General features: G+C 36.0%; 9 protein-coding genes and 2 riboswitches. All 9 genes read left to right on the plus strand.

The window, feature by feature from the left end; genetic code table 11:
- Position 1: 1 nt before the first annotated feature.
- The 9 genes from BQ6100_RS04335 to BQ6100_RS04370 all read left to right on the plus strand — a co-directional run bounded on the left by BQ6100_RS04335 (position 2) and on the right by BQ6100_RS04370 (position 13220).
- A complete protein-coding gene (locus BQ6100_RS04335) occupies positions 2-1219 on the plus strand; it encodes a DUF58 domain-containing protein (protein ID WP_075980520.1) in 1218 nt (405 codons plus the stop codon).
- Positions 1216-3423, plus strand: coding sequence for a DUF4129 domain-containing transglutaminase family protein (locus tag BQ6100_RS04340; protein ID WP_075980521.1), 2208 nt, complete (start codon positions 1216-1218; stop codon positions 3421-3423). The genes BQ6100_RS04335 and BQ6100_RS04340 overlap by 4 nt, the downstream gene beginning before the upstream one ends.
- Before the next feature lie 30 nt (positions 3424-3453).
- A riboswitch (purine riboswitch) is annotated at positions 3454-3555 on the plus strand.
- A 151-nt stretch (positions 3556-3706) separates the two neighbouring features.
- Positions 3707-5227: a glutamine-hydrolyzing GMP synthase gene (guaA, locus tag BQ6100_RS04345; protein ID WP_173719891.1), complete on the plus strand. Its 1521-nt coding sequence runs from the start codon at positions 3707-3709 to the stop codon at positions 5225-5227.
- Positions 5228-5395: 168 nt separating this feature from the next.
- Positions 5396-5497: riboswitch (purine riboswitch) on the plus strand.
- A 126-nt stretch (positions 5498-5623) separates the two neighbouring features.
- Positions 5624-6952 carry an NCS2 family permease gene (locus tag BQ6100_RS04350; RefSeq protein WP_075980523.1) on the plus strand — a complete coding sequence of 443 codons (1329 nt, stop codon included), beginning with the start codon at positions 5624-5626 and terminating at the stop codon, positions 6950-6952.
- Positions 6953-7065: 113 nt separating this feature from the next.
- Positions 7066-7908 carry a glucose PTS transporter transcription antiterminator GlcT gene (gene glcT, locus BQ6100_RS04355; RefSeq protein ID WP_075980524.1) on the plus strand — a complete coding sequence of 281 codons (843 nt, stop codon included), beginning with the start codon at positions 7066-7068 and terminating at the stop codon, positions 7906-7908.
- 176 nt (positions 7909-8084) lie between these two features.
- Positions 8085-10115, plus strand: a complete 2031-nt coding sequence (ptsG, locus tag BQ6100_RS04360) for a glucose-specific PTS transporter subunit IIBC (protein ID WP_075980525.1) — start codon at positions 8085-8087, stop codon at positions 10113-10115.
- A gap of 302 nt (positions 10116-10417) precedes the next feature.
- Positions 10418-11194, plus strand: coding sequence for a methyl-accepting chemotaxis protein (locus BQ6100_RS21655; RefSeq protein ID WP_235816482.1), 777 nt, complete (start codon positions 10418-10420; stop codon positions 11192-11194).
- 300 nt (positions 11195-11494) lie between these two features.
- Positions 11495-12124: a methyl-accepting chemotaxis protein gene (locus tag BQ6100_RS21660; protein ID WP_390622433.1), complete on the plus strand. Its 630-nt coding sequence runs from the start codon at positions 11495-11497 to the stop codon at positions 12122-12124.
- A gap of 22 nt (positions 12125-12146) precedes the next feature.
- Positions 12147-13220 carry a sugar ABC transporter substrate-binding protein gene (locus tag BQ6100_RS04370; protein ID WP_075980526.1) on the plus strand — a complete coding sequence of 358 codons (1074 nt, stop codon included), beginning with the start codon at positions 12147-12149 and terminating at the stop codon, positions 13218-13220.
- The last annotated feature ends 511 nt before the right edge of the window (positions 13221-13731 follow it).

Below are 13731 nucleotides of genomic sequence, written 5' to 3' on the forward strand. Positions count from 1 at the left end.
AATGAAGAACTATCTGAAGAAATTTAAGCCTGTATGGAAATTACTTCTTCTCATCATTCTTAGTTTAATTACCTTTTCATATGCGATGTTTCAAGGTGGATTCGTAAGCTGGTTTTTATTTTATAGCTTTATGCCATTGGCAATATACGGGTTATTTCTTGCCTTTTATCCGTTAAAAAAGGTAAGGGTGGAGCGGTTCTTGCTAAAGAGAGATTATAGAGCTGGAGAAAAAATAAAAATCACCATGAAAATACATAGACATTCAGCCTTCCCATTATTTTTCCTAGTCATTGAAGACTGCATTAGTGATTCATTATTATTTGACCTTAATAAAAAAGAAGCAAAGACTTTATTATTCCCAAACTTTCAAAAGGAATTAATATTCGATTATGAGATTGTAAATGTTCCAAGAGGAGAGCATTTTTTTAAAGATGTTATATTGAGAATTGGTGATCCCCTTTCGTTATTTGAGAAAGAAGTACGAATCCCATTAGAGGATAGAATTGTAGTTTATCCTAAGTATGAGGAGCTTTCTTACCGGCCTTTTTCAAATCCTTATGATCAGGGGATGACAGCATCTAGGGAAAGGGTTCAAAGAGATACCTCTATGGCGGTTGGAGTAAGAGAATACCATCCAGGTGATCGGTTCTCATGGATAAATTGGAAGGCCTCTGCCAAAAGAAACGATATTATGACAAAGGAATTTGAACAGAGACAATCTCATGATGTTTATATCATAATGGACTGTGCTCAGGACAAAAGATTTGAGATTATCGTATCCTTTACAGCATCGATTGTTCGTGGCATCCTGCGAAAGGGCGCAGAGGTTGGACTGCACACTGTAGGTTCAAAAAGAGTGGTCATTCCTATCAACGGGGGCGATAGTCAGCAGCTAAAAGTCTTTTACCATCTAGCGAAAATAAAGGATGATTGTCCATCCTCACTGGATAAGGTTCTAGAAATGGATTCAATGTTCACGCAGCAAAAGGTTAGCCTTATGATTGTAACAGCACAATTATCTAAGAAATTAATCGATTATGCAGGAGTGATTGCCCAAAGAAAGGGCATCATAACGATTTTCTTAATAAAAGAGGGAAAGGAAAAGATTACAAATCAAGAGATATCCCTTAAAGAAGCAGGGATAGCAAGGGGAGTAAATGTTATACCCGTTCATGAGGGTCTCTTTGCGGATGCGTTTGCGGAGGTGAAGAGAGGATGAATTTGTTAAAGAAAAGAGAATACACTACGAATATTTTCCTTTATTTATTTGGATTTATCCTATTATGGGAATGGTTGAGGCCATTGAAGGTTTTAACGGATACAGGGAATATGGTCGTTTTCCTATTATTTATCAGCATTTCCCTAATCTTGTCTTACTTTCAATTACGTTTTGTTTATGCCTTTTTAATAAAAACCCTCTTTATCATTTATGTACTTCATCGCTTATTTTTTGAGGGATCGATTCTTCATATAGAGTGGATTCATGAATGGATTCAAGATATATCATACAATATTGGATATGTTTTTGATGCTGACTGGAATAGTCTGAGTAATAATTTTAGAACTCTCTTATTATTTATCGTTCTATGGTTGATGACTTATTTGATTCAATACTGGCTTGTGGTCCGTAAGAAAATCTTTATTTTTTTCCTAATGACTTTAATTTACATTACTGTTTTAGATACGTTTACTCCTTATGAAGCAGATTGGGCAATAGTCCGAACGGTTATTGCAGGTTTTGCCATCATGGGGATGCTGACCTTTTATAGATTGATAGAGAGAGAGACTATTTCAAGGGATATCAGCTTATCACGAAAATGGATGATGCTATTAACAGTGATGATTGTCGTATGTGTTGCAGTAGGATTAGCAGCTCCGAAGCAGGATCCTATTTGGCCAGATCCTGTTCCTTTTATTAAATCGTTAAATCAAGAGAGTGGAGTGGGAGTTGGCGGTACTCAAAAGGTTGGCTATGGGTCTGATGATTCCAATTTGGGAGGCCCATTTATAGGTGATGACCAAGTGGTTTTTACTGCTGAAACTGACTCAAAGCATTACTGGAAGATTGAATCAAAGATTTTCTACACAGGAAAAGGCTGGGTGGTTTATAACGAAAATCAGGAGGATATTCATTTTCAGCAAAATGAGAATGTACCCCTAGAGGTTTATAATTTAAACGGTGTTACAACAACTAAGGAAACGAGTCTTGTTCAACTAACCTTTCGCGATCAGCCATTTGTTGTTTATCCTTTAGGGATAACAAAAATAAAAGGTGATAATAAGGATTCCTTTCGTTTAGAGCCCTTAAAGGAAAAAATAAATAGAGTCTCTGTGGATGATAATGATTTATCAAAACGATTTTCTGTCGAATATAACAGAGCGAAATATAGCATGAAGGCTTTATCCGAGCCAGTTGATATGGATATTATAGAAGAAACTGAACTGTATCGAAAATACACCCAACTACCTCATGATTTACCCTATCGAATTAAGGAGTTGGCTTTGGAAATTACTTCAGGAAAGAAAACTTGGTTTGATAAAGCGCTAGCGATTGAAGGCTATTTTAGCAGCAATGGTTATATCTATGATCAAAAGGAAGTGGCCGTCCCGGCTCCGGATCAGGATTATGTTGATCAGTTTTTATTCGAAACAAAACAGGGCTATTGCGATAATTTCTCTACTTCAATGGCCGTTATGCTGAGAACGATAGGTATTCCAACGAGATGGGTAAAGGGATATACTGAAGGAGAATTTAAAGGGGCCGGAAAAACAAAGCTGTATAAATATGAGATTACAAATAATAATGCTCACTCCTGGGTTGAGGTGTATTTTCCTCAGGTAGGTTGGGTTCCTTTTGAACCAACGCAAGGGTTCAATAATAATGTGTCATTCAACTATGATTTAGAAGACAATAAGGAGACCCAAACAGAAACCACAGAGGAAGAGGCAAAGACGGAAGTACAAAAACCAAATCAACCACAAAAGGATCTTTTAGAAGAAAATAATGATTCATCTATCACTTCGGTTTGGGGAAAAATAAAAACAATTATTTCTTCCAACTTCAAAATGGTTCTTATTACATTAATAATTGTGGTTTTAATATCTTCATTCATCTACACGGTTCGGCAAAAATGGATTCCACACGTATTAATCCTTTTGTATAAACGTTCAAAAAAGGATATAGATTTTGTAAAGGCTTATTTAGCGTTATTAAAACAGCTAAACCGTATAGGCTTAAAAAGAAAACCAGGTCAAACTCTTCGTGATTATGCAAACTATATCGACCAGTACTTTTCTTCAAGAGAGATGGGAAAACTCACAACTCAATATGAACAGTATCTTTATAAAGGGGAAGTAGAAGAAGGAACTTGGGTTGAATTGAGAGAATTGTGGGAAAATTTAATCAAAAGGACAAAGGGTTGACCAAAAATTTATCCAATTATACAATACTTTCAAATATAAATAGATTTCCTTCATATATCCTCGATAATATGGATCGAGAGTCTCTACCAGGTCGCCGTAAATGATTTGACTATGAAGGCAGTTGATTCTATTGGAGATGCAAGTGTCAAAAACTAGAACTCTGCCTTCAGATTTGTTTTTGGGGTAGATTCTAGTTTTTTTTTTAATAAAGGGAAAGATATTCATAAAAAATTTGAATGGGGTGATTGGTTTGGCTGGGGAAGCGCTGATTCAAGGTCAGGAAATGATTGTCGTTTTGGATTTCGGTAGTCAGTATAATCAATTAATTACAAGAAGAATTCGTGAATTTGGTGTGTATAGTGAATTACATCCACATACCGTGACAGCTGAAGAAATCAAAAAAATGAATCCAAAGGGGATTATTTTTTCTGGCGGACCGAATAGTGTATATGACGAGAATGCGTTTCGCTGTGATGAAGCCATATTTGATTTAGGTCTCCCAATACTTGGTATTTGTTATGGGATGCAGTTAATGACAACGCATTTTGATGGAAAGGTTGAGCCTGCGAAAAATCGTGAGTATGGAAAAGCGGTTCTAAATGTTCAAAACCAAACAAAGTTATTTACAGAGCTGCCAAAAGAGCAAGTTGTATGGATGAGTCATGGCGATTTAGTTGTTGAGGCACCAAAAGGCTTTACGGTTGATGCGACAAATCCATCCTGCCCAATTGCAGGGATGAGTGATGAATCCCGTAATCTATATGCAGTACAATTCCATCCTGAGGTTCAACACACGGTTTATGGAAATGAACTTTTGAAAAATTTCGTTTTCAAAATCTGTAATTGTACTGGAAATTGGTCAATGGAAAACTTCATTGAGCTTGAGATTCAGAAGATACGTGAAACGGTTGGTCAAAAACAGGTATTATGTGCCTTAAGCGGTGGAGTTGACTCTTCAGTAGTAGCTGTTTTAATTCATAAAGCAATCGGTGATCAATTAACTTGTATTTTTGTTGATCACGGTTTGTTGCGCAAAGGCGAAGCTGATAGCGTAATGAAGACATTTGCAGAAGGCTTTCATATGAAGGTTATAAAGGTAGATGCAAAAGATCGTTTCCTTCAAAAATTAAAAGGTGTAAGCGATCCGGAACAAAAGAGAAAAATCATTGGAAATGAATTTATTTATGTTTTTGATGATGAAGCAACAAAGCTAAAAGGAATTGATTTCTTAGCTCAAGGTACACTTTATACAGATATTATTGAAAGTGGTACTGCAACTGCGCAAACAATTAAATCTCACCACAATGTTGGTGGATTGCCAGAGGACATGCAGTTCACATTAATTGAACCATTAAATACCCTATTTAAGGATGAGGTTCGTGCTCTTGGAACGGAATTAGGTCTTCCTGATGATATCGTCTGGAGGCAACCATTCCCTGGACCTGGACTTGGTATCCGTGTTCTAGGAGAAGTATCTGAGGATAAGCTAGAAATCGTTCGCGAATCTGATGCGATATTACGTGAGGAAGTAAAAAATGCTGGCTTAGAAAGAGATATCTGGCAATACTTCACCGTTCTGCCTGACATTCGAAGCGTGGGTGTCATGGGTGATGCACGCACATATGATTATACGATTGGAATTCGTGCAGTAACATCCATTGATGGAATGACCTCAGATTGGGCAAGAATTCCTTGGGAAGTTCTTGAGAAAATCTCTACTCGAATCGTCAATGAGGTCGACCATATTAATCGTGTAGTATATGATATTACAAGTAAGCCACCAGCAACCATTGAGTGGGAGTAAGAAAACAAAGGTTAAATAGTGTTTTGTGTAAAATGTGTTTTACTTTCCCTCTTTAATCCAATTATAATGTAAACTGTCTTGTTAAATACGAACGATAAAAAACGAACGTAAAAAAATGTTCGTTTTTTATTGACGAATAGGAATTCCGTTGCTAAAATGGGAAAGTACCAGAAAATTGTCGATTTTAATCGTATAATCTTGGGGATATGGCCCAGAAGTTTCTACCGAGCTACCGTAAATAGCTTGACTACGAGAATCATGATTGTTAAAGGGTTTGTATTATGCAATTAATCTATTCTTTTTCCCTTTAATAGTTTCATAATCTTGTTGTTGAGCGCTCCAGGTAGTTTGGAGCGTTTTTTATTTTGTCATACATAATTAATCGGAGGGAAAGAAATGAAAAAGTATTTCCAATTTGAGGAGCTAGGAACAAATTATCGCCGTGAGATCATCGGTGGACTTACAACATTTTTAGCAATGGCTTATATTTTAGTAGTAAACCCACTTACTCTCACATTAGATGACGTAAAGGATTTACCTGATGCTTTAAGAATGGATTATGGAGCTGTATTTGTTGCAACGGCTTTAGCTGCAGCCTTAGGTTCTATCATTATGGGGCTACTTGGAAAATATCCGCTAGCTTTGGCACCTGGTCTTGGTTTAAATGCATTTTTTGCTTATACCGTTGTTTTGGGTAGTGGCGCACCATGGCAGCATGCTCTTGGAGCAGTATTTATTTCAGGGGTCTTTTTCTTATTACTTACACTTACAGGTTTGCGAGAGAAATTAATTAATGCCATACCTGTTGAATTGAAACACGCCATTGGGGCAGGTATTGGTTTATTCATTACTTTTATTGGATTACAAAATGCAGGGATTATTGTAAATAATGATGCTACACTTGTTGGCTTGGGTGACCTTACAAGTGGTAACACGCTGCTTGCTATTTTCGGAATTATCATTACCGTTATTTTAATGACTAGAGGATTTAAGGGCGGAGTATTTATTGGAATGATTATCACGGTGATTGTTGGGATGATCTTTAATTTAATCGATACCCCAACGAAAATCGTCGACAAGGTTCCAAGTTTGGATCCAACATTTGGTGCGGTTTTCTCATCCTTTAGTGATCCATCATTTTACACAACTTCAATGTTAGGAATTATTCTTACCTTCTTATTTGTTGATTTCTTTGATAATGCAGGTACACTTGTGGCAGTAGCTAATCAGGCTGGATTAATGAAGGATAATAAATTGCCACGCGCAGGAAGAGCTTTACTTGCAGATTCTATTGCAACAATTGTTGGGTCTGTACTAGGTACATCTACCACTACATCTTATATTGAATCAAGCGCAGGGGTTGCTAGCGGAGCGAGAACTGGTTTTGCATCACTTGTTACAGCGTTATGCTTTATTTTATCACTTTTCTTCTTTCCATTATTATCTGTGGTTACATCAGCTGTAACTGCACCAGCATTAATCATCGTTGGAGTTTTAATGGTTTCATCACTTGGAAAAATAGATTGGTCTCGTTTTGAAATTGCAGTACCATCTTTTTTAACAATGATTTCAATGCCGCTTTCATATAGTATTGCTACAGGGATTGCCGTTGGATTTGTCTTTTATCCAATTACATTGATTGTCAAAGGTCGTGCGAAAGAAATACATCCAATTATGTATATCTTTTTCGTCATCTTCCTCTTGTACTTTATTTTCTTGAAATAGGTCTGCAAAAAGTGAACCATACCAACATATGGTTCACTTTTTATGTTGACAAAATATTTTCCCTTTTCGATAATAGAAGTAATGGGCTGAAATTGTCGAAAAGAGGAGAAGGTATGGATCAATTAACAGTAACAAAAGTACTAAACAACAATGTATTGATCGGGGATCACCTCTCTTATGGTGAAGTTGTTCTAATCGGTAAAGGAATTGGTTTTAATCGTAAGCAAGGAGAAAAAATCGATCGTTCATTGGTGGAAAAACTTTTTATATTAAAAAATGAGAGGGAACAAGAAAATTATAAAAAGCTTCTTCCTTTTCTGGATAATGATCTACTTGAAGTGATTATTTCAGCAATTGAATTAATCAAGAAAAAGATTAATACTCCCTTAAATGAACATATCCATGTAGCCTTAACTGACCATCTACTCTTTACGGTTTCAAGACTATCGAAAGGAATGGAATTGAAAAATCCCTTTTTGATTGAAACAAAGGCGCTATATCCATTTGAATTTCAGATAGCCAAGGAAGTTGTAGGTCTAATAGAAAAACAAACAGGGATCTACTTGCCAGATGGGGAAATCGGATTTATAGCCCTTCATATTCATAGCTCAATTATGAATAGGGATATTTCCGATATAAACCGCCATTCTCAATTAGTCACTCAATTAATTGACATGGTCGAGGACGTTTTCCATATGGAGATTGATAAGGATAGTATTGAATATATGCGGTTGGTTCGCCACTTAAGATTCACAATTGAACGAGTTGTGAACGGAGAAGTAGTGAAAGAACCAGAGAAAATAGCAAACCTTCTAAAAGAGGAATATCCCCTATGTTACAATCTCTCGTGGAAACTTATTAAGGTTATGCAACAGGCGCTAAAGAAAACTGTTTTTGATGCAGAGGCTGTTTATCTAACGATGCATCTTCAACGCCTGCAAAAAAAAATTAAATAGCTATTATCTTATTACGTGTTACTGAGTCAATCAGGCATGAGTGAAAAGGATAATTGGTTGAAGTCATATAGAGCTAGTATACCTATATGACTCAACTTCGAATCTTTTTTGCTCCTGCCTTTTTTTGTTGTCTAATGCAAACACCTAATGAGTTGAATAATAGGAGGAAAAACCTCATGTTTAAAAAGGCTTTTGGTACTTTACAAAAGGTCGGTAAAGCGTTGATGTTACCAGTTGCGCTATTACCGGCTGCAGGAATTTTACTTGCCTTAGGGGCGGCTTTATTGAACCCTACATTAATAGATATTGCACCGTGGATTGATAATAGTGCAATCCATATGGTTGCATCTGTTATGCAAAAATCAGGTGATATCGTATTTGGAAACCTTCCCGTTCTATTTGCAGTAGGGGTAGCGGTTGGTTTATCTGGCGGTGAAGGTGTTGCTGGGTTGGCAGCTATTATTGGTTACCTAATTATGAACGTGACAATGGGGACGGTACTAGGTCTTGAAGTGAAGGATGTGAACGGAACGAACTATGCAAGTATATTAGGTGTTCCAACTCTTCAAACCGGTGTATTTGGCGGTATCATTATTGGCATCCTGTCAGCTTCGCTTTATAATAAATTCTTTGAAATCGAATTGCCATCTTATTTAGGGTTCTTTGCTGGTAAACGTTTCGTTCCTATTGTTACGGCTGGATCTGCAATCATTGTTGGTTTACTAATGTTAATCATTTGGCCACCCATCCAATCAGGATTAAATGCCTTCTCATCTAACGTAATTGATGCAAACAGAACACTAGCGGCATTCATCTTCGGTGTTGTGGAACGTTCTTTAATTCCATTTGGCCTACACCATATTTTCTATACACCAATCTGGTATGAATTTGGTGAATATGTAACTAAGGCTGGTCAGGTAGTCCATGGTGACCAAAGGATCTTCATGGCACAAATTACTGATAACGTACAGAACTTAACAGCAGGTACTTTCATGACAGGTAAATTCCCATTCATGATGTTTGGTTTACCAGCAGCATGTTTGGCAATTTATCAAGAAGCTCGTCCTGAAAAGAAAGTGGTCGTTGGTGGATTAATGGCATCAGCAGCCTTAACTTCTTTCTTAACTGGTATCACAGAACCAATCGAATTCTCTTTTCTTTTCGTAGCACCTGCTCTATTCGGAATTCACGCAGTATTTGCTGGTCTTTCTTTCATGACTATGCACTTATTAAACGTTAAAGTTGGTATGACATTCTCTGGTGGCTTAATTGACTATACATTATTTGGTTTGATTAACCCTCAAACAAATGCTTGGGTCATTATTCCTGTAGGCTTAGTATTTGCGGCAATTTACTACTTCGGATTTCGTTTTGCAATCCGTAAATTCAATCTTAAAACTCCTGGTCGTGAGGATGAGTCTGAAGAGGTGGTTACTCCCGTAGAACAAAGTTCAGCTAGTGAGCTTCCATTTGAAATCTTACTGGCTATGGGTGGAGTAGAAAATATCGTTGATTTGGATGCTTGCATCACTCGTCTCCGTGTATCAGTAAATGATATTAAAAAAGTTGATAAAAATCGTTTAAGAAAACTGGGTGCGGCTGGTGTTCTTGAGGTTGGTAATAATATTCAAGCGATATTCGGGGGGCATTCTGAGATTATCAAAGGTCAAATGAAAGACATCATTAGCCAAAAAAAGCTCCATGGGGTTAAGAAATCAATTGAGGTAGGGGCCGTTCAACCCATAAATATAACTGATTCTATCGCTTCACCAATAAAAGGAGAAATAAAACCAATTACTGAAGTCCCTGATATTGTATTTTCAGGAAAAATGTTAGGAGATGGATTCGCAATCATTCCATCAGAGGGAATGATTGTATCACCTGTAGACGGTAAGGTAATTAACCTATTTCACACGAAGCATGCGATTGGATTATTTTCTGATTCAGGCCGTGAAATCTTGATTCATGTAGGTATTGACACAGTTCACCTGAGAGGCGAAGGATTTGAATCACTAGTAGCTGAAAACGATACCGTGAAAAAAGGCCAGCCACTATTGAAAGTGAATCTGGAATACATTAAACAAAATGCACCATCAACTATTACTCCTGTTATATTTACGAACCTTGCTGAAGGAGAAAAGATAGTCATTAACAAGCGAGGAAATGTGGAGCTAAAAGAAGAGAACATTGTTTTCATTACTAAATAATTTTCCTCTTAAGTAAAAATAAAAAAGTCTCTCGTTTTCGTAATTAGTGGGAGACTTTTAATATGATGAAAAATTAATTGTATATTCCTATATCTACTCTTCGACAATTAGCAAGCCTTCATTATTAAATTCTGTTGTTTTGAACACTTCATTAATATCTCTCTTGGATAGGGAAAAGATGATTTTAGATATTAGCATAAAAGGGATCACTTTAAGTTTGATGTTTTTTATAGAATGAGCGTTAATGCATTTTTTAAAATAAACAATTGATAGATATTTGAGCCTTAAAGGAGGTTTGGAAAGTGAAAAAACTATCTTGGAGAAACATCAAGATTGGTGGGAAGTATATTATTGTACTTTCTGTAGTGACTGTAACGTTTCTCTTTTCGATATTAATTACCTATTTTTTACTCCAAAAAACAAGTGAAACAATGGTGGACACAAAAAAGAAAAATGATATAGCAACCCAAGCTTCAGAGCTAGTTACGATATATAACAAGAAGTATTTGCAAATACCTCAATATATTATTTTTTCTGATGAAAAAAGACTTGAGGAGTATTTGGATGACAGTAAAGATTTTGTAGAAGTTGCTAAATCATTAAAATCCAAAATACAAAGTGATAACCAATTATCGATTTTCAATCAAATGATGAAAAATAATAACCAACTGGATGAATATTTTTTCAGTATGATTGTTCCAAAGGTTCAACAGATTAATACGGCGGAATTTAAAGAGCTACAAAAGTCTGCCGACCAAATGAAAGAACAAACAGATATGCTTGGAGAAAAATTAAAAAATATTTCTACTGAGTCCAATCGAACAGTGTTGATATCTGCAGAACGAAACATCAATAAAACCATTACCCTTCTCTTAATCTCTGGTTTGGTCTCCATCATTATCTCTTATGCTCTTGTCCTATTCATAAGTAGAAAAATAAACAAAGAGTTGAGCCTAGTTGTTTCCACTAGTGATGAAATTGCCAAAGGGAATCTACAGTTTAAAGAGTTATCCTATCAAGGTTTAGATGAGATAGGTATACTCTCAAAATCAATAAACAATATGGGTGTTGGTTTATGAGAAATGATATTAGAAGTATCCTTTCTTGCTAAGGAGATTGATGAGAATAGTCTTTTACTAGCGGAATCATCCTCAGAGGTTAAAACAGGAAGTGAACAAATTGCCTATACAATTGAGGAGTTGGCAACAGGAACAAGTAACCAAGCCCAAGAGGTATCAACAATATCAGAAAGCACTAGAGCATTTCTTAATCAATTAATCGCTGCAAAAGATAATGCGGATAAGTTAGATGAGTACTCTAATATAGTGAATGTAGTATTAACTACAGGTGATCAACAAATGATCCAGTCACTGAATCAAATGAATGTGATAAATCAAGTAGTTGAAAATGCCGTAAACAAAGTCCAAAATCTTAATAATAAAATTAGCTCCATTACTGAATTAGTTCATGTGATTAAATCTATTGCTGAGCAAACAAATCTTTTATCACTAAATGCATCAATTGAAGCTGCACGTGCAGGAGAAGCTGGGAAAGGTTTTGCTGTTGTAGCCTCAGAGGTCAGAAAATTAGCAGATGAAGTAACAAATTCTGTAAAAAATATAACAGCTATAGTGGATAGTGTTAAGGATGAGTCCGTGACAATGTCTCGAGAATTATCAGCTGGATTTAAAGAGGTTAATAAGGGGTCAGAACAAATTGAAGCAACCGGTAAAGCATTCTCCGAGATAAAGGAAAAAATAAATGAGATGAACCATCAAGTAAGCGGTATTTTAAATACATTGGTTAATATTAATTCATTTAGTGTTGAGATAAACGGTTCAGTAGAGAATATTGCTGGAATATCCGAGGAATCAGCAGCTGGTGCTCAGGAAATTTCAGCAGCAGCTCATCAGCAATATCAAGGAATTGATTCCATTACAAATAGTGCTGAGAAATTAAAAGTAATGGTTCGTCGAATGTCAGAAATGATTAAGAATTTTAAGCTGTAATGGTGATATTGGAGGATCGATCATGAAGAAAAAACTTAAATATATCGTCATGAGTATGCTGGTCTTATGTGTAACCATTATTACAACAGCATGTACTAATGGATTAAAAGAGAACAATGCTCCTGATGAAACTAAAAAAGTGACTTTAAAGGAAAAAGACGAAACTATCTATGTAGGCTTTGCTATTGACACACTAAAAGAGGAACGCTGGTATAAAGATAAATCCTTATTTGAAGACCAAGTTAGAAAGCTTGGTGCTGAAGTAAAAACGCTCGCGGCAAATGGAATTGATGAGGTGCAAATTAAGCAAGCGGAATTACTAATCGAAGAAGGTGTTGATGTACTAGTAGTAGTTCCTCATGATGCGGAAGTATCTGCAAAAATTGTAGAGATAGCTCATAAAGCAGGTGTTAAGGTAATATCCTATGACCGCTTAATCAAAAATGCTGAAGTAGATTATTATATTTCTTTTGATAATGTTAAGGTTGGAGAAATCCAAGCCAGCGAAATATTAAAAAAGCAATCAACGGGAAACTTTGCCTACATTGGTGGGGCTGAATCTGACAATAACGCAATCCTATTTAGAGAAGGTGCGATGAAGGTTTTACAACCATTAATTGATAGCGGAAAGATAAAGCTAGTATTTGATCAATATACTGACGAATGGAAACCAACTGTGGCAGAAACAAATATGAAGACAGCATTGAAAAAGACAAACCGCCATATAGATGCTGTCGTTGCAGCGAATGATGGAACAGCGGGTGGAGTTATCAATGCATTAAAGGAAGTAAAGCTAGCTGGAAAAATTCCTGTTTCAGGTCAAGATGCTGAACTAGAAGGGGTAAAGAGAGTAGCTAATGGAACTCAAACAATGACGGTTTATAAGCCAATTAATTTGTTAGCTTCAAAAGCTGCTGAATTGTCAGTTATGGTTGCGAAGGGTGAAAAAATTAAAGCTGAAGCAAAAACCCCTAATGGAAAAATAGATGTCCCGTCTATTTTGTTAGAACCGATTGCAGTGACAAAAGAGAATATTAAAGACACGATTGTAAAAGATGGGTATTTAAACGAAGAGGAAATATATAAGGCAGAATAGATAAAATAATATTTTGCATTAATATTTGAGGCATTATCTTTTTAAAATGCGTATTAAAGCCCAATTATATTTAAGTATTTGAACAAAATGCACCCTATTTGTTAATAAACAAATAGGGTGCATTTTTACTGGGTGAAATTCCCAAGAATAATGTTTATCTATTTTGTTGACCATTAGATTAAAAGGTGTTAGTATTTAAAAGCAGCCGATAAGAGTAATACAATATAAGCAATATGAAAAAAGTAAAAAATAATATTGACTAACGGCTGAAAAGATGATATACTAATAAAGTTGTTTCATTCAAACAACTAAAAAAGATTGTTCTTTGAAAATTAAACAAACCATACGTCAACGTTAATTCTATTTTTAATATTTTAAGAGCTAATCTTACTCTTTTTCGGAGAGTTTGATCCTGGCTCAGGACGAACGCTGGCGGCGTGCCTAATACATGCAAGTCGAGCGAATCTGAGGGAGCTTGCTCCCGATGATTAGCGGCGGACGGGTGAGTAAC

It is taken from the genome of Bacillus massilinigeriensis (assembly GCF_900117315.1).
Taxonomy (GTDB): Bacteria; Bacillota; Bacilli; order Bacillales; family Cytobacillaceae; genus Bacillus_BE; species Bacillus_BE massilionigeriensis.

Coding starts and splice junctions, on each gene's coding strand:
- BQ6100_RS04335 (WP_075980520.1), top strand. CDS start 2: ATGAAGAACTATCTGAAGAAATTTAAGCCTGTATGGAAATTACTTCTT.
- BQ6100_RS04340 (WP_075980521.1), top strand. CDS start 1,216: ATGAATTTGTTAAAGAAAAGAGAATACACTACGAATATTTTCCTTTAT.
- guaA (WP_173719891.1), top strand. CDS start 3,707: ATGATTGTCGTTTTGGATTTCGGTAGTCAGTATAATCAATTAATTACA.
- BQ6100_RS04350 (WP_075980523.1), top strand. CDS start 5,624: ATGAAAAAGTATTTCCAATTTGAGGAGCTAGGAACAAATTATCGCCGT.
- glcT (WP_075980524.1), top strand. CDS start 7,066: ATGGATCAATTAACAGTAACAAAAGTACTAAACAACAATGTATTGATC.
- ptsG (WP_075980525.1), top strand. CDS start 8,085: ATGTTTAAAAAGGCTTTTGGTACTTTACAAAAGGTCGGTAAAGCGTTG.
- BQ6100_RS21660 (WP_390622433.1), top strand. CDS start 11,495: ATGAATGTGATAAATCAAGTAGTTGAAAATGCCGTAAACAAAGTCCAA.
- BQ6100_RS04370 (WP_075980526.1), top strand. CDS start 12,147: ATGAAGAAAAAACTTAAATATATCGTCATGAGTATGCTGGTCTTATGT.